The organism is Mesorhizobium sp. Arg314, assembly GCF_053714275.1.
In genome coordinates this window covers 1-17,410 of record NZ_JBSKBP010000006.1, presented here as the reverse complement: position 1 = coordinate 17,410, position 17,410 = coordinate 1, and the positions used below count along the sequence as shown (strand labels likewise).

Sequence of the window (17,410 nt, the reverse complement as noted above, 5' to 3'; positions counted from 1 at the left end):
GCCTTTTTGCGGGGTCTTAATTTCGCGCTGTAGGGAAACATTCCTGCCTCTCCGGCGTTACTGCTCTGAACGGATGGCGGACAACGGATGGCGGATTGCAATGCGAACGCTTCAGAAATTCATCGGCCTCATCGTCCTTCTCGTCATATTCGCAGTCGGTTCCGCGGCCGGAGCGCTGGCGCAAGGTGAAAAGCGGCTAGCCTTCGTCATCGGCAATGGCGCCTATCAATCCGGCGAGCTCGCGACAGCCGCCAATGACGGCGGACTGATCGCGCAGACCCTGCAGGCGGCCGGTTTCGATGTGGTTGGGGCCCGCGATGTGGATCAGGAATCACTGCGCGGCGCGCTGCGTGATTTCCTTGGAAAGGTTTCCGCCGCAGGTCCCGATGCGGTCGTTTTCGTGTACCTCGCCGGCCGCGGGGTGCAGTTCGAAGGTGAGAACTATTTCCTGCCGGTCGACGCCCAGATCGCCAATCCCGCCGACGTGCCGCTTCAGGCCATGCGGCTCTCCGATGTCACCAAGTCGCTGGCCGGCCTGCCGGCGAAGGTCAACATTGTCGTCCTCGATGCGGCGCGGCCGAATGCCTTCCCAAAGATGAGCCAGCCCCTGGCCGGCGGTCTAGCGCTGGTCGATCCCGACCCGAACATGCTGATCGCGTTCAATGCGGCTCCGGGAACGGTTGCACCGGAAGGCAAGGGCCCCTATGGCGCCTATGCTCAGGCGCTCGCCGAGATGATACGCGAAGGCGGCTTGTCGCTTGACGACGTGTTCGACCGCACGCGGCTGCGTGTCAACGAGCTGACGCAAGGCGCGGAAGTGCCGTGGAATGCCTCGAAGATCGACGCGCCGTTCGTCTTCTTCGACCGCGCTCCGGACGCGCCCGCGCCCAAGGTTTCGGAGGCCGAATCCCGGTCCAACCGCACCAAGGAAATACGCGACTTCGATGCGCACGACGCCTATGTTGCGGCCCTCGACCGCGACACGATGCGCGGCTACCAGGATTTCCTCGTCGCCTACCCGCACGATCCCATGGCCAAGCGCGTGCGCGCCATCATCGCGGCGCGGCGCGAGGCGATCACCTGGCGCGAGACTTGGCTGCAGGACACGCCGGAAGCCTACTGGTCTTATCTGCAGCGCTATCCGCATGGCCCGCATGCTTGGGACGCCCGCCGGCGGCTCGAGCATTTCGATGCTGCCTTGGAGCCACCGGAGGAGTTCACCGTCTATGACTATGATTTGCCGCCGCCCCCAGAGGAGGAAATCATCTACGTCGACAGGCCGGTGCTCTATTTCGACGATCCCGATTTCGACTTCGAGCCGCCGCCGCCTGTCGCGGTGATCTTCCTGCCACCGCCGCCGCCGGACTTTGTCGTGTTGGTGGCACCGCCGCCGCCGGTCGACGTCTTCGTCCTGCCTACGCCGGTCTTCGTCGCCATTCCCGCTTTCATCAATCCGCCGCGTGACATCGTGCCGCCGCGAGACAACATAATCTTCAACAACATTCACAACACGACCGTCATCAACAACATCAACAACACGACGATCAACGAGAACAACCAGGCAGCGCAGAGCAATGGTGGTGGCTTCACCACAGGTCAGAAGTTGACTGGCGCCGCGGTTGGCCTGGGCGCGGCCGCGCTCGCGACCAAGGTGGCACTGCCGCCGCTGTTGCAGAAGCGAGCGGCGCTCCTCAAACAGAATCCTGGCGCTCAGGGCAAGCTCGGCCAAGGTGCGGCGCAAGGCCAGCAACCCGGCGGCGCGGCGCCACTGTCGAAGACGCAGGGCAAGCTCTCAACCGAACATGCCCTGCCTGGAACGAACGGCAGGACGCTGCCGCTCGTCAATGGCAAGCCGCCGGTGCTCAACGGCCAGAACTTGCCCAATGATAGGTCGAAGAAGCTGCTTGGCAAGCAGGGCACCCTGGGCAACAACCAGCAGGCGACCGGAAATGCCGGTGCCGCCGTTACCGGCAACGGCCAGCAGAACGGAGCCGGCAACGGTCAAGGCAAGAATGGCAAGCTCCGCAAGCTGCCGACCGTCAACGGCGCGCCGGCTGATAACGGGCAGAGCGTCCAGCAGAGATTCGGGAAGAACAATCCGAACGTTCTGTCCGGGCAGAACAACGGCAAACCGAAGAAGCTGACGCGCAAGGATTTGTCGGCCGGCCAGACCGTCGGACCGAGCGATCAGGGCTCGGCAAGCGGAATCGACAAGGGCAAGAAGTTCCGCAAGCTGCCGACAGTCAATGGCGCGCCGGCCGACAACGGGCCGAGGGTGCAGGAGCGGCTTAGGAAGAACAATCCGAACGCGTTCTCCGACCAAGGCTCGGCTAACGGGAACAGGAAGCTCCGAAGGCTGCCGAACGGCGACGTAGGTTCCGCCGGCGCGGGCGTCAACGTCCAGCGCAACTTCAAGGCCAACAAGCCGAACGAGAATGCGCAGCGCCAGCTCAAGCAGGAAAAGCCGAACGTGCAGGAGCTTAGGCCGCAGCGGCCGCAGTTCCAGGCGCAGCCGAAGCCTCAGATGCAAGAGAGACGCCTGCAGCAACCGAGGCCTCAGCCTCAGGTACAGGAACGGCGCCTGCCGCAGCAGCCGAAGGAGCAGCCGCCGCAGGGAAACAAGAAGCCGACCTGCGGGCATCCTGGCGAGCCGCCCTGCAAGCAGTAGGCCAGCAAGGCTTGCCTGCTCGCGGGCGGCAACGCCCCGTTCGTTCTTGGGCCGGATTTTCCGGCCCATGAATTTGCAAGGTAGAGGATATCCGGTTTGTGACGGGTCAGGCCGTCAAAGTAGACCGGACCGCTCTGGTCGCGCCGCGAGCGATTCCAGGAAAAGGTGAAAGGGACGGGCTCGGCGACTTCGCCGTAGCCTTCCGTCCGGAATTGCGTCACAAGGAGATAGAGCGGCTCGCCGTTTCCGTGAAACGGTGAAACGCTCGGGCCTTTACGAACTCGGTGTCAGCCGTTTCGCCGTGCCGCCGCGCTGGTTGAGCGAAACCCAGATGTTGGGGTTCTGTTGCGATTGGCGTTTCAGGAAATAATAGCCAGTTGCGTTCCAGGGGCGGATTTCGTCGACCATATTGTCCAGTACGAGATCGCCCTTGTCCGTCTTCACCGTCAGGATGGTGTGGCCTTCATTGTTCAGGTCGCGCACCACCGTCATCAGCAGCGCCTGCCGCGGAAATCCCGCCTCCTGGAGAAGCTTGCGCTTGTAGAGAGCGTAGATCTTGCAATCGCCCTTGCCGTCCACCGGATAGTCCCAGTGGTCCATCATCGTGCCCCAGTGATCGTAGTTGCTGACGGGCTTGATGGAGCGGTTCGCCTTTTGGTTTATCCGCTTGAGGATGCTCAGGTTCTGCGCGGTCAGCTTGACGCTCGTGGCTGGCAGGGCTGGCACCTTGCACTCTTTCGGCCGGCGATGGCAGAAATCGAGCCAGCCATACGGAACGCTGGTGCTTCCGCCAACCGTGGCGGAACCGGCAGCGGGTTGTGTCGACGTTCGCTTGAACCATGTCGACTGCGCCGCCGCCGGGGCGGTTGATAGCGAAGTCGCGCCAACCAACGAAACGAGGCCAAGGAGGAAAGAAGTGGTCAGGACGCCAGGGGAACGCAGCACGGCCAACTCCACCGCAACGAGAAAGACTGGCGACAGGCTAGTGCGCAAATGCCGGCGCAGCCAATTAAACAATTAATAATACCCTAACACGATTGTGTTTCGCGTAAGGCAGAGGCTGTCCCGACGGGTTGGTATCAATCGCGAGCGCGGCGCTGCCGCGCTTCAGCGAGTGCGCCGCATCCATATCCTCAAGTGTTTTTGGCCCGCCAGCACGCTGTGGGATTCCAAACACGTCCTGCGGCCGCATCGGTGCAAAGGCCGGCGTCGGTTTCAAATCAACAGACGATACTACCGGAACGACGCCAACGCCTCAAATCCGGGTGCCGCCCACCGTCATCTGGTTCATCCTCAGATGCGGCTGGCCGACGCCGACCGGCACGCCCTGTCCGGCCTTGCCGCACATGCCGATACCGTTGTCGAGCTTCATGTCGTTGCCGATCATGCTCACCCGGTGCATGGCATCCGGTCCGTTGCCGATCAGCATCGCGCCCTTGATCGGCTGGGTCACCTTGCCGTTCTCGATCATGTAGGCCTCGGTGCAGCCGAACACGAATTTGCCGGAGGTGATGTCGACCTGGCCGCCGCCGAAGGAAACGGCGTAGATGCCGTTCTTGACCGAGGCGATGATCTCTTCCGGGTCCATGTCGCCGGAGGTCATGTAGGTGTTGGTCATGCGCGGCATCGGCTGGTGCGCATAGCCCTCGCGCCGGCCGTTGCCGGTCGCTTTCATGCCCATCAGCCGGGCGTTCTGGCGGTCCTGCATATAGCCGACCAGTATGCCGTCCTCGATCAGCACGTTGCGCGCCGAAGGCGTTCCTTCGTCGTCGACGGTGAGCGAGCCGCGCCGCTCGGGGATCGTGCCGTCGTCGACCACGGTGACGCCCTTCGCCGCGACTTGGCTGCCCATCAGGCCGGCGAAGGCCGACGTCTTCTTGCGATTGAAATCGCCTTCCAGCCCGTGGCCGACCGCTTCGTGCAGCATCACGCCCGGCCAGCCGCTGGAGAGCACTATGTCGAACGTGCCGGCCGGCGCGGGGACGGCCTCGAGGTTGACCAGCGCCTGCCGCAGCGCCTCGCCTGCAGCTTGCTTCCAGCTTTCCTCGCTGACGAACTCGCCAAAGCTCTTGCGGCCGCCCATGCCGTAGGAGCCGCTCTCCTGCCGGTCGCCGCTGCCGACCACGACCGAAACGTTGATCCGGACCAGCGGGCGGATGTCGCGCACGATCTGGCCATCGCCGCGCACGATCTCGACATGCTGCCACGAGGCGGCGAGCGAGGCCGTCACCTGCCGCACGCGCGGATCCTTTTCGCGCAGCCAGCCGTCGATCTCCTGCAGGAGCTTTGCCTTGGTCTCGAAGGAAGGCGAGGGGATCGGGTTCTCATCGCCATAGAGATGGGTATTGGTGCGGGCAGGGGCCGCGGCCAGTAGGCCGGAATAGCCGCCCTTGACCGCCGAGACGGCATCGGCCGCTCGCAGCAGCGAGACTTCGGAGAGATCGCTGGAATGCGCATAGCCGCTGGCCTCGCCAGCCACGGCGCGCAAGCCAAACCCCTGGTCGGTGTTGAAATTGGCCGTCTTCAGCCGGCCATTGTCGAACATCAGCGCTTCGCTCTCGCTGTATTCGAGGAACAACTCGCCGTCGTCGGCGCCTTTGATGGTGTCGGCGACGATCTCTTTGACGCGATCGTCGGAAATGTCGAATTGGCCGATCAGGCTGTTCATGGCAAATCCATTCATGGAGAAAATCGTTCTAGGGCATGATGCCGAAAAGTGTGAAGCGGCTTTCGGGCGACATCATGCTCTATCTCTTTGATTTAGAGACGGATTCCGATTTCAGGTCGATACGACCTGAAATCATCCGGCTCTAGGGGATGTAGGCGCGAAGCCCCCGTCAGACAATCGCCGACAGGATGAAGCCGGTGATTGCGTCGCCGCCCGCCATCATTTCTCGTTGACGAAGTCCTTGATATTGCCGGCCATCGAGTCCCAGTTGGAGAACTGCTCCTCCAGATTGGCCCTGGTGATGCCGCCGGCGAAGCTGACATCCATCTTGAAATTCGAGCCGTCGCCGGAATAGGCCTTCACCCAGCGGTATTTCTCGTTCCAGGCATTGGCCTGTTCGGCGGAGAGCGCGTCGGTGTAACCCGTCGAGAATTGCAGCGACTTGCAGTTGTCGTGGTCTTCGCAGCCATAGAAATAGATCACGTATTTGACGCCCTCGATCCGCCCCGAAATCATCGGATCGCCGTTGTCGTCCTTGTCGATCCTGGCCGAGCCGAAACCTTTGGCGATATCGAGGATCGCCGCGGGGTCGGGCTTCTGGAGGATTTCGGCGTCCCCGGCCCGGGCGACCGAAACCGCGCCAGCCAAGGCCAGACCGGTGATGAAATGGGGTAACGACGCGCGCATCAAGCCTCCTGGCCGCCAAACGCACATCGCCGCCGGACCTCAGCGTCAGGAATGGCCGCGGCGCATGGGCGACAAGATCAAGGTAGGGCGGCGAAGCCTTCCGCAAAGCCTTTGAGATCGACGGGGATGCCGATGCCTTCTTCCGGCGTCTGGAAGACGATGAAAGTGGCCGACGTGCCGCTCTTCAGCGTGTCGAGCAACGGCTTTTCGAGGATCACCTCGGCATAGCAGCCGTCCTGGAAGCAGCGCACGAAATAGGCGCGGCCTATATCCTTGCCGTCGACATTGAGGCCGAGGCCGTTGGGCAAGAGCACGCCGAGCGGCGCCAGCACGCGCAGGATCTCGGCCTTGTTGTCGGCGGTGCGCAGCACCACGACCGAAAGGCCCATTTCAGGGCGATCCTCGGCGACGACGTTCTGCATCATCACGCATTGTTCGGAGGTAGCACCCGCCGGCGTATCGCAGATGATCGACCATGCGCCATGCGTCGACTTGACTGTGCCGCTGGGGGGCGTGGCATTGCTCGGCGAGGCGGTGGCGCCCACGGCTACGCCGACGCCGAGCAAGGCGAGGGTAAGGACGACCTTCGCCAGGGTTCTCGAAAGCCAGGAAGTCATGACGGCTCCATTGCGAATCACGGCACTTTAAGCCGCGCCGGGGCCAAGTAAAGGACGACACCGTCGCCGGTCCGCCCCCGATACCGGTAATTGCGTGCTTTTCCAAAGCAAATTCGCCCGAATTGCGACCGTTGCGCATATAGCATGGCGATGGCCGAACACGGCCTTCGGCTTGCGCGCAAAAATGCCGCACGGTTTCCTCCGCTCCTTTCTTGCGGAGGGAAATAGAGTATGGTTTGAACCACCCAGGGACAGACCGGGATTCCCAATCCCGGCATCCTCCGTTATTGGTGCGACCAGGTCGCGGGAAGTGGGAGACGAGAGGGCGATGAGGAAATTCCTGGCAAGCGCTGAATTCTTGGCAGGTACGGCAGCTTCGGCCGTGCTCTTCTCCTGTGCGGCGGCCCGTGCCGACCAGCCGCGGGAATGGGAGATGACCTTCCAGGCTCCGGCGACTGACATGATGCGGCAGATCGAGCGGTTCGGGAACTACACCATGTGGTTCATCGTCCCCATCACCGTCCTCGTGCTGGTGCTGCTCTTGGTTTGCATCGTCAGGTTCCGCGCCAGCGCCAATCCGGTGCCGTCCAAGACCAGCCACAACACGCTGATCGAAGTTGTCTGGACGGTCGGGCCGGTGATCGTGCTTTTGCTCATCGCCATTCCCTCCTTCCAGCTGCTCACCGCGCAGTACACGCCGAAGGAAGAGGCCAAGCTCACCGTCAAGGCGACCGGCAACCAGTGGAACTGGGACTATGAGTACCAGGTCGACAAGACCTTCTCCTTCAACTCGGCGGTTCTCCAGGATGCCGACCGCGCCAAGGCCGGCAAGGAAGACCGCGGCCTCTATCCGCGCCTGCTCGCCGTCGACAACGAGCTGGTCGTGCCGGTCAACACCATGACCCGCGTGCTGATAACCGCCACCGACGTCATCCACTCCTTCGCCGTGCCGTCCTTCGGCATCAAGATGGACGCCGTTCCCGGCCGCACCAACGAGACCTGGTTCAAGGCGGAGAAGGAAGGCCTCTACTACGGCCAGTGCTCGCAGCTCTGCGGCAAGGACCATGCCTTCATGCCGATCGCGGTGCGCGTCGTGTCCGATGCGCAGTTCAAGACCTGGCTGGATACGGCCAAGACCGATGTGCCCGGCGCCAACAAGGCGCTGATGGCCGAGATCGATGGTGCCAACAAGGTAGCGGCCGCCGGCAACTGATGCCGCGGGTTAGCAGGATTTAGGGAACGGAGCGGAACATGGCAGAGGCTGCAGCTCACGATCACGACGACCACAGGCCGCATGGCTGGGTCCGCTGGGTCTACTCGACCAACCACAAGGACATCGGCACGCTCTACCTGATCTTCGCGATCATGGCCGGCATCGTCGGTGGCGCGCTCTCGGTCGCCATCCGCATGGAGCTGCAGGAGCCGGGCATCCAGATCTTCAGCGGCCTGGCCCAGATGGTCTACGGCATGCAGGGCGATGCCGCCATCGACGGCGGCAAGAGCATGTACAACGCCTTCGGCGCCGCGCACGGCCTGATCATGATCTTCTTCATGGTCATGCCGGCCCTGATCGGCGGCTTCGCCAACTGGATGGTGCCGATCATGATCGGCGCGCCGGACATGGCCTTCCCGCGCATGAACAACATTTCCTTCTGGCTGCTGCCGCCGGCCTTCATCCTGCTGCTCTCCTCAATGTTCGTGCCGAGCGCGCCGGGCGCTTTCGGCGTCGGCGGTGGCTGGACGATCTATCCGCCGCTCTCGACATCCGGCCAGCCGGGCCCCGCGATGGATCTGGCGATCCTGTCGATCCACATCGCCGGCGCGTCGTCGATCCTCGGCGCCATCAACTTCATCACCACCATCTTCAACATGCGCGCTCCCGGCATGACGCTGCACAAGATGCCGCTGTTTGCCTGGGCGGTGCTGATCACCGCCTTCCTGCTGCTCTTGTCGCTGCCGGTCCTGGCGGGCGCCATCACCATGCTGCTCACCGACCGCAATTTCGGCACCTCCTTCTTCGTGGCGGAGAATGGCGGTGACCCGATCCTCTTCCAGCACCTGTTCTGGTTCTTCGGCCATCCCGAGGTGTACATCCTGATCCTGCCGGGCTTCGGCATCGTCAGCCACATCGTCTCGACCTTCTCGAAGAAGCCCGTCTTCGGTTATCTCGGCATGGCCTACGCCATGGTCGCGATCGGCGCGGTCGGCTTCATCGTCTGGGCGCACCACATGTATACGACCGGCCTGTCGCTCGACACGCAGCGTTACTTCGTGTTCGCCACCATGGTCATCGCGGTGCCGACCGGCGTGAAGATCTTCTCCTGGATCGCCACCATGTGGGGCGGCTCGATCTCCTTCAAGCCGCCGATGCTGTGGGCGCTGGGCTTCATCTTCCTGTTCACCATCGGTGGCGTCACCGGCGTTCAGCTGGCCAATGCCGGCCTCGACCGCTCGCTGCACGACACCTATTTCGTGATCGCCCACTTCCACTACGTGCTGTCGCTGGGCGCCGTGTTCGCGATCTTCGCCGGCTGGTACTACTGGTTCCCGAAGATGACCGGCTACATGTACTCGCCGGTGATCGCCAACACCCACTTCTGGGTCACCTTCGTCGGCGTCAACCTGATCTTCTTCCCGCAGCACTTCCTCGGTCTCGCCGGCATGCCACGCCGTACCGTCGACTATCCGGATGCGTTCGCCGGCTGGAACATGGTGTCGTCCTACGGCTCCTACATCGCGGCCGTCGGTGTTGCGATCTTCCTCTACGGCGTATTCGAAGCCTTCCAGAAGAAGCGGGTCGCCGGCGCCAACCCGTGGGGTGAGGGTGCCACCACGCTCGAATGGCAGCTGCCTTCGCCGCCGCCGTTCCACCAGTGGGAACAGCTGCCGAGGATCAGGTAAGCAGCATCCCGACGCATACGAGGCCGCCGGCTTGTCCGGCGGTCCTGGCCAACGGAATGATGGACTTTAAGTGCGCATGGCCCTTGCCGGAGACAGATTGACGGAGGAAGCGGGCTTTCGCATGTCGGAAGCGACCGCGGGCGATTTCTTCGCCCTGTTGAAGCCGCGCGTCATGTCGCTGGTCGTCTTCACGGCCTTTGTCGGCCTGGTCGCGGCGCCCGTCACCATCAACCCGCTGCTGGCGATGATCGCCATCCTGGCGATTGCCATCGGCGCGGGCGCTTCCGGAGCGCTCAATATGTGGTACGACGCCGACATCGACGCGGTGATGACCAGGACGTCCAGCCGCCCGGTGCCGGCCGGTCGTGTCACGCCAGGCGAGGCGTTGAGCTTCGGCCTGGTGCTGTCGGTGCTGTCGGTGATGACGCTGGGCGTGCTGGTCAACTGGCTGTCGGCATCGCTTCTCGCCTTCACCATCTTCTTCTACGCCGTCATCTACACGATGTGGCTGAAGCGCTGGACGCCGCAGAACATCGTCATCGGCGGCGCCGCCGGCGCCATTCCGCCGGTGATCGGCTGGGCCGCCGTGACCGGCTCGGTCAGCCTCGAAAGCGTGATCCTGTTCCTGATCATCTTCCTGTGGACGCCGCCGCATTTCTGGGCGCTGGCGCTGTTCAAGTCCGACGACTACGCGCGCGCGGGCATCCCGATGATGCCGAATGTCGCCGGCCAGGCCTCGACCCGTCGGCAGATCTTTGCCTATGCGCTGATCCTGGCGCCGGTCGGTGTGCTGCCCTGGGCGCTCGGCTACACCACGGCCGGCTATGGTGTCGTCTCGGCAGTCCTCGGCGCGGGCTTCGTCTGGTATGCCTGGAAAGTGCTCGCCATGGCCGACGACGATCGCGCGATGAAGCCGGCCAAGGCGCTGTTCGGCTACTCGCTGCTCTATCTCTTCGCGATCTTTGCCGCCTATCTCGTCGACTGCGTGGTCGGGCGTGCCCTCATGATGGGGGGAGTATGACCGTGGCCGACAAGAAGCTCGAACTGGTCACGCTGACCGAACGCCAGCAGAAGGCGCGCCGCAACCGCTCCATCGCCATCGGCGTAGCGTTGGCGGCATTGGTCATCATCTTCTATGCCGCCACCATCGTGCGCTTCGGTCACCATGGCGCGAGCCTGACCGGCTCGGGCCTGTTGGGAGGCGGCTGATGGGCGGCGACTTGAGCAAGCCCCGCAAGGTGAACAACGGCCCCCGCAAGCTGAACAACGGCATCGTCGCCGCGGTCTGCCTCGCCTTCTTCACCGGCATGGTCGGCATGGCCTATGCGGCGGTGCCGCTCTACAAGATGTTCTGCCAGGTCACCGGCTATGGCGGCACCACGCAGCGCGCCGAGAAGCAATATGCCGGCCGCGTGCTCGACCGCGACATCACCATCCGCTTCGACGCCAACACCAACGGCATTCCGTGGCAGTTCGAGCCTGTCGCCCGCTCGGTGACGATCAAGATCGGCGCGACGGCGCAGGCGCATTACGGCGCCACCAACAAATTCGACCGCCCCATCACCGGCCGCGCCTCGTTCAACGTGCAGCCGGAAATGGCCGGCGCCTATTTCAACAAGGTGGAGTGCTTCTGCTTCACCGACACGACGCTGAAGCCCGGCGAGACGCTGGACATGCCGGTCGTGTTCTATGTCGATCCAGACATCGTCAACGTGCCGGAACTCAAGGACTTGAAGACCATCACGCTGTCCTACACGATGTTCCCGGTCGAAAAGAAACAACCGGTCGCCTCGTCGGCGCCGGCCGCTGGCAGCAGCACCAACAAAGTTTCCGATACCGAAGCAAGCCTCGGGGGTTGATATGGCAGACGCGCACGCAAAACCACAACACGACTACCATCTCGTCAACCCCAGCCCATGGCCTTTCCTGGGCTCGATAGGCGCGCTGGTCACCGCCGTCGGCGGCGTCTGCCTGATGCAGTATCTGAAGGCCGGCAGCTTCCCGGTGTTCGGCCACAACATCGCCAATCCGTGGCTGTTCTTCATCGGCCTGATCATCGTGCTCTACACGATGTTCGCCTGGTGGTCCGACACCATCAAGGAAGCGCATGAGGGCCACCACACGCGCGTCGTGTCGCTTCACCTGCGCTACGGCATGATCATGTTCATCGCCTCCGAGGTGATGTTCTTCGTCGCCTGGTTCTGGGCCTTCTTCGACGCCAGCCTGTTCCCCGGCGAAGCCTCGCAATATGCCCGCGCCGCCTTCACCGGCGGCGTCTGGCCGCCGAAGGGGCTGGAAGTTCTCGATCCCTTCCACCTGCCGCTCTACAACACCATCATCCTGCTGTTGTCGGGCACGACGGTGACCTGGGCGCACCACGCATTGCTGCATGGCGACCGCAAGGGCTTGATCAACGGCCTGGTGCTGACCGTCGGCCTCGGCATGCTGTTCACCATGGTGCAGGCCTACGAGTACATGCACGCGCCCTTCGCGTTCAAGGATTCGATCTACGGCGCCACCTTCTTCATGGCGACCGGCTTCCACGGCTTCCATGTCATCATCGGCACCATCTTCCTGCTGGTCTGCCTGGTGCGCGCGATACGCGGCGACTTCACGCCGAAGCAGCATTTCGGCTTCGAGGCGGCTGCCTGGTATTGGCATTTCGTCGACGTGGTCTGGCTGTTCCTGTTCAGCGCGATCTATGTCTGGGCCTCGAACGGCGCGATGATCGAAGGCCACTGACCCCAACGGGATGAATTCATGGGGCGGCTGCGGCGACGTGGCCGCCTTATCTTTTTGGGCGAAAGGGTCTACGGTGCGGACATGAGCGAAGACAAGGCGATCTGGCCGCCCATCGATCCCGTTTCGGCCGGCCTGCATGGCCGTTGCCCGCGCTGCGGCGAAGGCAAGCTGTTCTCGGGTTTCCTCACCGTCGGCAAGCGCTGCTACAATTGCGGGCTCGACTATTCCTTCGCCGATGCGGGCGACGGACCGGCGGTATTCGTCATCCTGATCATCGGCTTCGTCGTCGTCGGCCTCGCATTGTGGATGGAGGTGACGTTCAGTCCGCCGCTCTGGCTGCACTTCATGTTGTGGATACCGCTGGCGCTGGTGCTGTGCCTGACGGCGCTGCGCCTCATCAAGGGCGTGCTGATCACTTTGCAATATTCGAAGAAGGCCTCCGAGGGCAGGCTGGATTCCAACCAATGAGCGAGACGGCCGATTTGGTTGCCGGCCGTTCGCGGCCGCGCTTGGCGTTGCTGCTTGGCCTCGCCCTTGTGCTGTTCGTCATCCTGATCGGGCTCGGCACCTGGCAGGTCCAGCGCCTGCACTGGAAGGAAGACCTGCTCGCGACCATCGACAAGCGCACCCATTCCGCACCGCTGGCTCTAGCTGACGTCGAGAAGGAGTTCGCTGCCTCCCATGATGTCGATTACACGCCGGTGGCGGTGACAGGCACCTTCCTGCACCAGGGCGAGCGGCATTTCTTTTCCACCTGGCAAGGCGACAGCGGCTTCAACGTCTATACGCCCCTGCAACTCGAGGACGGCCGCGTCGTGCTGGTCAACCGCGGCTTCGTTCCCTACGACCTCAAGGATCCGGCCAAGCGCCCGCAGGGCGAGGTTGCCGGCAAGGTGACGGTGACCGGGCTCGCCCGCAATCCGCTGCCCGGAAAGCCGTCGATGATGCTTCCCGACAACGATGTCGCCAAGAACATCTTCTATTGGAAGGACCGCGACGTCATGGCCGCGAGCGCCGGGCTGCCGGCCGGTGCGGTGCTGGTGCCGTTCTTCATCGATGCCGACAAGACGCCAAACCCTGGCGGCCTGCCGGTGGGTGGTGTCACCATCATCGATCTGCCGAACAACCACCTGCAATACGCCGTCACCTGGTACGGGCTGGCCGCGGCTCTCGCCGCCGTGCTGATCCTCAGACTGCGCCGCCCGGCGAAGGAAGCGTGAAACCGGCCGCTCTTGACAGGGCAGGGGTACGCACCTCATTTCGCCTACATCAAAGAGAGAGCATGATGTCGTCCGAAACCGCTTCACATTTTTCGGCATCATGCTCTTGATTCCGACTGAACCGGCCTTGCATTCATGATTGAGAAAAAGCCACCGCTCACGATCAGGCTCTGCCAGCCGCGCGGCTTCTGCGCCGGCGTCGACCGTGCCATCCAGATCGTCGTGCTGGCGCTGAAGAAATACGGCGCGCCGGTCTATGTCCGCCACGAGATCGTGCACAACCGTTATGTCGTCGAAGGACTGCAGAGCCTGGGCGCCGTCTTCATCGAGGAACTCTCCGAGATTCCGCCGGAGCATCGTCAGTCGCCCGTGGTCTTTTCCGCGCATGGCGTGCCGAAATCGGTGCCGGCGGATGCTCAGGCGCGCAATCTCTTCTACCTCGACGCCACGTGCCCGCTCGTCTCCAAGGTGCACAAGCAGGCGATGCGCCACCAGCGGCTCGGCCGCCATGTGCTCCTGATCGGTCATGCCGGGCATCCCGAAGTGATCGGCACGATGGGCCAATTGCCGGAAGGCGCCGTGACGTTGATCGAGACCGAGGCCGATGCGGCGCGCTTCGTGCCCGTCGACGCTTCGGCCCTCGGCTTCGTCACCCAGACGACCTTGTCGGTCGAGGACACCGCCGGCATCATCCGGGCGCTGGAGGAGCGGTTTCCCGAGCTGCACGCAGCTGCGGCCGAATCGATCTGCTATGCCACCACCAACCGCCAGGAAGCGGTGAAGGAGACGGCGGCCGGCGCCGACCTCTTCCTCGTCGTCGGCGCTCCCAATTCGTCCAATTCGCGTCGCCTTGTCGAAGTGGCGGAGCGCGCCGGCGCCACGATGTCGCTTCTCGTGCAGCGCGCAGCCGAAATTCCGTGGGATGAGATCGCCGGGATTAAGACGCTCGGTCTGTCGGCCGGCGCTTCGGCGCCGGAGATCATCGTCGATGAGATCATCGATGCTTTCCGGCAGCGCTTCGACGTCACCATCGATCTGGCCATCACGGCCACGGAAACGGAGGATTTTCCGGTGATGCGGGTGTTGCGCGATATCGAACTGACGGCGGCCGACATGGCCTTCGTCAATGGAGCCGCGTGAAACCCGATGGCCGTCTACACCGACGTCAACGAAGGCGAGCTGACCGCGTTCCTCGAAGCCTATCCCGTGGGTGAACTGCTGTCCTACAAGGGCATCGCCGAAGGCACCGAGAATTCCAATTTCCTGGTCCACGCCTCGACCGGCTCCTACATCCTGACACTCTATGAAAAGCGCGTCGACAAGGCCGACCTGCCGTTCTTTCTCGGCCTGATGGGCCATCTCGCCAGGAAAGGCATTTCCTGCCCGCTGCCGGTCACCGCGCATGACGGCGCCGTCATCGGCACGCTCGCCGGCCGGCCGGCCGTCATCATCACCTTCCTCGAAGGCCTGTCGCTGAGGCGGCCGACGGCCGCGCATTGCGCGGAAGTCGGCAAGGCGCTCGCCAGTCTCCATCTCGCCGGCCAGGATTTTCAGATGAGAAGGCCGAACGCGCTGGCCATCGACGGCTGGCGCAAGCTCTGGGCGGCCTCGCGCGACCGCGCCGACGAGGTCGAGCCGGGGCTTGCGGCCGAGGTCGATGCCGACTTCGGCGATTTCGAGCGCAACTGGCCGGCCGGGTTGCCGCAGGGCATCATCCATGCCGATCTGTTCCCGGACAATGTCTTCTTCCTCGGCGAGAAGCTGTCCGGGCTAATCGACTTCTATTTCGCCTGCGACGACCTCTACGCCTATGATGTCGCCACTTGCCTCAACGCCTGGTGCTTCGAAAAGGATTTTTCCTTCAACCTCACCAAGGGCACCGCACTCCTTGCCGGCTACCAGTCGGTGCGGCCGCTTGAGGGCGAGGAAAAGGCGGCGCTGCCGATGCTGGCGCGCGGCTCGGCGCTGCGCTTCATGCTGACCCGGCTTTATGACTGGCTTACCATTCCGGATGGCGGGCTGGTGATGAAGCGCGATCCGACCGAATACATCCGCCGCATGCGCTTCCATCGCGCGATCAGATCGCCATCCGAATACGGGCTGACATGACCAAGCAAGTTGAAATCTTCACCGACGGCGCCTGCTCGGGCAATCCCGGGCCGGGCGGCTGGGGCGCCATCCTGCGCTTCAACGGCAAGACCAAGGAATTGTCGGGCGGCGAGGCCGAGACGACCAACAACCGCATGGAGCTGCTGGCGGCCATCTCGGCGCTGAACGCCCTGAAAGAGCCTTGCGCAGTCGAATTGCACACCGACAGCAAATACGTCATGGACGGCATTTCCAAGTGGATCCATGGCTGGAGGAAGAACGGCTGGAAGACCGCCGACAAGAAGCCGGTGAAGAATGGCGAGCTCTGGCAGGCCCTGGATGAAGCCAACCGGCGTCACAAGGTGACCTGGAACTGGGTCAAGGGCCATGCCGGCCATTTGGAGAACGAGCGCGCCGATGAACTGGCGCGCGAAGGCATGGCGCCGTTCAAGAAGGGCCTGGTGAAGCCACTCGTGGCGCAACCCGCTTCGCAGCCACAGCGGCCGGCGGCCGCAAAGGCGCGGCGCTCGACGCAAAGCTATTAGGCCTAAGGCGGTCCATGACAGTCCGTTGAATTCAGCGGATGAGCCGCGCCATTGATTTGCAGCCCGGCAAAGGGAGTATTATTTACTACCATAGAGTAAGGACATAGTGACCCATGGCAAACGTGGAAAAAATCAGCGTGGCCGTCACGACGCAGCAGGCGACCGTCATGCGCGAGGCCGTGGAAACTGGCGAGTATGCCACCACGAGTGAAATCGTGCGCGAAGCGGTGCGGGATTGGTTGGCCAAGCGCGAATTGCGTCAGGAGGACCTGCGCCGGTTGCAGCGGCTCTGGGACGAGGGCAAGGCAAGCGGAAAGCCGGAGCCGTTGGACTTTGATGCACTCCGAAAGGAAGCTCGGCAGAAGCTGAGGGATGCCGCGCCGAATGGTCGTTAAGGTAGTGTGGTCAACAGCGGCCAAGCCGACCTAATCGACATCTATGTGACCGTCGACGGCCTCAGGGATTTGAGCCGTCTGTTCTGATCTCAGCCCGTCATCGCTGTTGTTGAGAAAATCTCAGCGGATCAGCATTGCCGTCGAGAACATGCCGAGCGCGAACACCGTATGCGCCACGAGGTTGAGCGCGCGAACCTTCATCGGATTGGGAAGCCTGGATGCCGCCCAGCCGGCGCCCATGCCCGGCGCCAGCAGGAACCAGCCGGCCCCGACCGTGACGATGCCGAGGATAAAGGCAGGCAGGAATGTCGGCGCCGCCAGCCAGCCCGCGCCGGCGACCATCACGAGGATCACGCCGTAAAGGATGCCGACCAGATAGTGGAAGGCCCAGCCCAGCGCCTTTTCATGCGAATAGGGCGCGGCCTTGCCGATATCGTCGTGGAAGACCCTTTCGGGCAGATGCCGGACCCAGCGCCCGACCATGCCCCACTTGGGCAGCGGCAGGCCGAACGCCTTGTTGAGGATGATCGCCCAGACATCCATGAACACCGTGGCGCCTACGCCGATCGCCGCCGCGCGCCAGACGGTGTCGAGCATCAGAGCATGATCCCGAAAAGTGGGACCCGATTTTCGGACAAGATCATGCTCCAACAAAGAGTTAGATCAGGATGGCGGGTCAACGAAACGTCATCCTGATCTAGAGCAATTCCAGGAAAAGTGTGAATGGTTTTCCGTCCGGAATTGCGCAAAAACAAAAAGATAGAGCGGTTCGCCGTTTCCGTGAAACGGTGAAACGCTCTAGCAGGCTGCTGAAAAACGTTTTTGGTCCGGCCGACTCGTGGCTTTGATTCTGTTTTGTTCGCTTTTCGATTCTCGTTT

The 17,410-nt window shown here is 63.0% G+C and carries 19 protein-coding genes; 13 read left to right on the top strand and 6 right to left on the bottom strand.

Features of this window, described 5'->3' with window-relative positions; genetic code table 11:
- The first annotated feature begins 100 nt into the window (after nucleotides 1–100).
- Nucleotides 101–2,668, top strand: coding sequence for a caspase family protein (locus tag ACWGS9_RS08220; RefSeq protein ID WP_454504771.1), 2,568 nt, complete (start codon nucleotides 101–103; stop codon nucleotides 2,666–2,668).
- Between the two features lie 273 nt (nucleotides 2,669–2,941).
- Here the strand turns inward: ACWGS9_RS08220 and ACWGS9_RS08215 are convergent, their stop codons facing one another.
- The 4 genes from ACWGS9_RS08215 to ACWGS9_RS08200 form a co-directional block, all read right to left on the bottom strand.
- A complete protein-coding gene (locus tag ACWGS9_RS08215; protein ID WP_454504957.1) occupies nucleotides 2,942–3,613 on the bottom strand; it encodes a transglutaminase-like cysteine peptidase in 672 nt (223 codons plus the stop codon).
- A gap of 310 nt (nucleotides 3,614–3,923) precedes the next feature.
- Entirely contained in the window at nucleotides 3,924–5,336 is a 1,413-nt protein-coding gene (gene tldD, locus ACWGS9_RS08210) for a metalloprotease TldD (RefSeq protein WP_454504770.1), read from the bottom strand.
- Between the two features lie 219 nt (nucleotides 5,337–5,555).
- Nucleotides 5,556–6,023 (bottom strand): YbjN domain-containing protein, encoded by a 468-nt coding sequence (locus ACWGS9_RS08205; protein ID WP_454504769.1) that lies wholly within the window; start codon nucleotides 6,021–6,023, stop codon nucleotides 5,556–5,558.
- 77 nt (nucleotides 6,024–6,100) lie between these two features.
- On the bottom strand, nucleotides 6,101–6,640 hold the full coding sequence (locus tag ACWGS9_RS08200; protein WP_454504768.1) for an invasion associated locus B family protein: 540 nt from the start codon (nucleotides 6,638–6,640) through the stop codon (nucleotides 6,101–6,103).
- 328 nt (nucleotides 6,641–6,968) lie between these two features.
- On the opposite strand from ACWGS9_RS08200, the gene coxB reads away from it, so the two are divergent.
- The 12 genes from coxB (at nucleotide 6,969) to ACWGS9_RS08140 (ending at nucleotide 16,531) form a co-directional block, all read left to right on the top strand.
- The gene (coxB, locus tag ACWGS9_RS08195; protein WP_454504767.1) at nucleotides 6,969–7,853 is read left to right on the top strand and encodes a cytochrome c oxidase subunit II; all 885 of its coding nucleotides are present in this window, start codon (nucleotides 6,969–6,971) and stop codon (nucleotides 7,851–7,853) included.
- A 38-nt stretch (nucleotides 7,854–7,891) separates the two neighbouring features.
- Nucleotides 7,892–9,541 carry a cytochrome c oxidase subunit I gene (gene ctaD / locus ACWGS9_RS08190; protein ID WP_454504766.1) on the top strand — a complete coding sequence of 550 codons (1,650 nt, stop codon included), beginning with the start codon at nucleotides 7,892–7,894 and terminating at the stop codon, nucleotides 9,539–9,541.
- Between the two features lie 76 nt (nucleotides 9,542–9,617).
- Nucleotides 9,618–10,562, top strand: coding sequence for a heme o synthase (locus tag ACWGS9_RS08185; protein WP_320211887.1), 945 nt, complete (start codon nucleotides 9,618–9,620; stop codon nucleotides 10,560–10,562).
- The gene (locus ACWGS9_RS08180; protein WP_454504765.1) at nucleotides 10,559–10,750 is read left to right on the top strand and encodes a hypothetical protein; all 192 of its coding nucleotides are present in this window, start codon (nucleotides 10,559–10,561) and stop codon (nucleotides 10,748–10,750) included. The genes ACWGS9_RS08185 and ACWGS9_RS08180 overlap by 4 nt, the downstream gene beginning before the upstream one ends.
- Nucleotides 10,750–11,400, top strand: a complete 651-nt coding sequence (locus ACWGS9_RS08175; protein ID WP_454504764.1) for a cytochrome c oxidase assembly protein — start codon at nucleotides 10,750–10,752, stop codon at nucleotides 11,398–11,400. The genes ACWGS9_RS08180 and ACWGS9_RS08175 overlap by 1 nt, the downstream gene beginning before the upstream one ends.
- A 1-nt stretch (nucleotide 11,401) precedes the next feature.
- Nucleotides 11,402–12,283: a cytochrome c oxidase subunit 3 gene (locus ACWGS9_RS08170; protein WP_454504763.1), complete on the top strand. Its 882-nt coding sequence runs from the start codon at nucleotides 11,402–11,404 to the stop codon at nucleotides 12,281–12,283.
- Nucleotides 12,284–12,364: 81 nt separating this feature from the next.
- A complete protein-coding gene (locus ACWGS9_RS08165) occupies nucleotides 12,365–12,751 on the top strand; it encodes a DUF983 domain-containing protein (RefSeq protein WP_454504762.1) in 387 nt (128 codons plus the stop codon).
- Nucleotides 12,748–13,503 (top strand): SURF1 family protein, encoded by a 756-nt coding sequence (locus tag ACWGS9_RS08160; protein WP_454504761.1) that lies wholly within the window; start codon nucleotides 12,748–12,750, stop codon nucleotides 13,501–13,503. The genes ACWGS9_RS08165 and ACWGS9_RS08160 overlap by 4 nt, the downstream gene beginning before the upstream one ends.
- 135 nt (nucleotides 13,504–13,638) lie before the next feature.
- Nucleotides 13,639–14,643: a 4-hydroxy-3-methylbut-2-enyl diphosphate reductase gene (gene ispH / locus ACWGS9_RS08155; protein ID WP_454504760.1), complete on the top strand. Its 1,005-nt coding sequence runs from the start codon at nucleotides 13,639–13,641 to the stop codon at nucleotides 14,641–14,643.
- A gap of 6 nt (nucleotides 14,644–14,649) precedes the next feature.
- Nucleotides 14,650–15,612, top strand: coding sequence for a homoserine kinase (locus tag ACWGS9_RS08150; protein ID WP_454504759.1), 963 nt, complete (start codon nucleotides 14,650–14,652; stop codon nucleotides 15,610–15,612).
- Entirely contained in the window at nucleotides 15,609–16,136 is a 528-nt protein-coding gene (gene rnhA, locus ACWGS9_RS08145) for a ribonuclease HI (RefSeq protein ID WP_454504758.1), read from the top strand. The genes ACWGS9_RS08150 and rnhA overlap by 4 nt, the downstream gene beginning before the upstream one ends.
- A gap of 113 nt (nucleotides 16,137–16,249) precedes the next feature.
- A complete protein-coding gene (locus ACWGS9_RS08140) occupies nucleotides 16,250–16,531 on the top strand; it encodes a ribbon-helix-helix domain-containing protein (protein ID WP_454504757.1) in 282 nt (93 codons plus the stop codon).
- Nucleotides 16,532–16,651: 120 nt separating this feature from the next.
- Here the strand turns inward: ACWGS9_RS08140 and ACWGS9_RS08135 are convergent, their stop codons facing one another.
- Together ACWGS9_RS08135 and ACWGS9_RS08130 are read right to left on the bottom strand one after the other, a co-directional pair.
- Nucleotides 16,652–17,128: a DUF2938 domain-containing protein gene (locus ACWGS9_RS08135; RefSeq protein WP_454504756.1), complete on the bottom strand. Its 477-nt coding sequence runs from the start codon at nucleotides 17,126–17,128 to the stop codon at nucleotides 16,652–16,654.
- The coding region (locus ACWGS9_RS08130; RefSeq protein ID WP_454504755.1) for a hypothetical protein at nucleotides 17,128–17,410 on the bottom strand (283 nt) is incomplete at its 5' end. The genes ACWGS9_RS08130 and ACWGS9_RS08135, both read right to left, overlap by 1 nt.

What these genes read in the sequence shown, in the direction of transcription:
- ACWGS9_RS08220 (WP_454504771.1), top strand. Translation starts at nt 101, where the DNA reads ATGCGAACGCTTCAGAAATTCATCGGCCTCATCGTCCTTCTCGTCATA.
- tldD (WP_454504770.1), bottom strand. Translation starts at nt 5,336, where the DNA reads ATGAACAGCCTGATCGGCCAATTCGACATTTCCGACGATCGCGTCAAA.
- ACWGS9_RS08205 (WP_454504769.1), bottom strand. Translation starts at nt 6,023, where the DNA reads ATGCGCGCGTCGTTACCCCATTTCATCACCGGTCTGGCCTTGGCTGGC.
- ACWGS9_RS08200 (WP_454504768.1), bottom strand. Translation starts at nt 6,640, where the DNA reads ATGACTTCCTGGCTTTCGAGAACCCTGGCGAAGGTCGTCCTTACCCTC.
- coxB (WP_454504767.1), top strand. Translation starts at nt 6,969, where the DNA reads ATGAGGAAATTCCTGGCAAGCGCTGAATTCTTGGCAGGTACGGCAGCT.
- ctaD (WP_454504766.1), top strand. Translation starts at nt 7,892, where the DNA reads ATGGCAGAGGCTGCAGCTCACGATCACGACGACCACAGGCCGCATGGC.
- ACWGS9_RS08185 (WP_320211887.1), top strand. Translation starts at nt 9,618, where the DNA reads ATGGCCCTTGCCGGAGACAGATTGACGGAGGAAGCGGGCTTTCGCATG.
- ACWGS9_RS08180 (WP_454504765.1), top strand. Translation starts at nt 10,559, where the DNA reads ATGACCGTGGCCGACAAGAAGCTCGAACTGGTCACGCTGACCGAACGC.
- ACWGS9_RS08175 (WP_454504764.1), top strand. Translation starts at nt 10,750, where the DNA reads ATGGGCGGCGACTTGAGCAAGCCCCGCAAGGTGAACAACGGCCCCCGC.
- ACWGS9_RS08170 (WP_454504763.1), top strand. Translation starts at nt 11,402, where the DNA reads ATGGCAGACGCGCACGCAAAACCACAACACGACTACCATCTCGTCAAC.
- ACWGS9_RS08165 (WP_454504762.1), top strand. Translation starts at nt 12,365, where the DNA reads ATGAGCGAAGACAAGGCGATCTGGCCGCCCATCGATCCCGTTTCGGCC.
- ACWGS9_RS08160 (WP_454504761.1), top strand. Translation starts at nt 12,748, where the DNA reads ATGAGCGAGACGGCCGATTTGGTTGCCGGCCGTTCGCGGCCGCGCTTG.
- ispH (WP_454504760.1), top strand. Translation starts at nt 13,639, where the DNA reads ATGATTGAGAAAAAGCCACCGCTCACGATCAGGCTCTGCCAGCCGCGC.
- ACWGS9_RS08150 (WP_454504759.1), top strand. Translation starts at nt 14,650, where the DNA reads ATGGCCGTCTACACCGACGTCAACGAAGGCGAGCTGACCGCGTTCCTC.
- rnhA (WP_454504758.1), top strand. Translation starts at nt 15,609, where the DNA reads ATGACCAAGCAAGTTGAAATCTTCACCGACGGCGCCTGCTCGGGCAAT.
- ACWGS9_RS08140 (WP_454504757.1), top strand. Translation starts at nt 16,250, where the DNA reads ATGGCAAACGTGGAAAAAATCAGCGTGGCCGTCACGACGCAGCAGGCG.
- ACWGS9_RS08135 (WP_454504756.1), bottom strand. Translation starts at nt 17,128, where the DNA reads ATGCTCGACACCGTCTGGCGCGCGGCGGCGATCGGCGTAGGCGCCACG.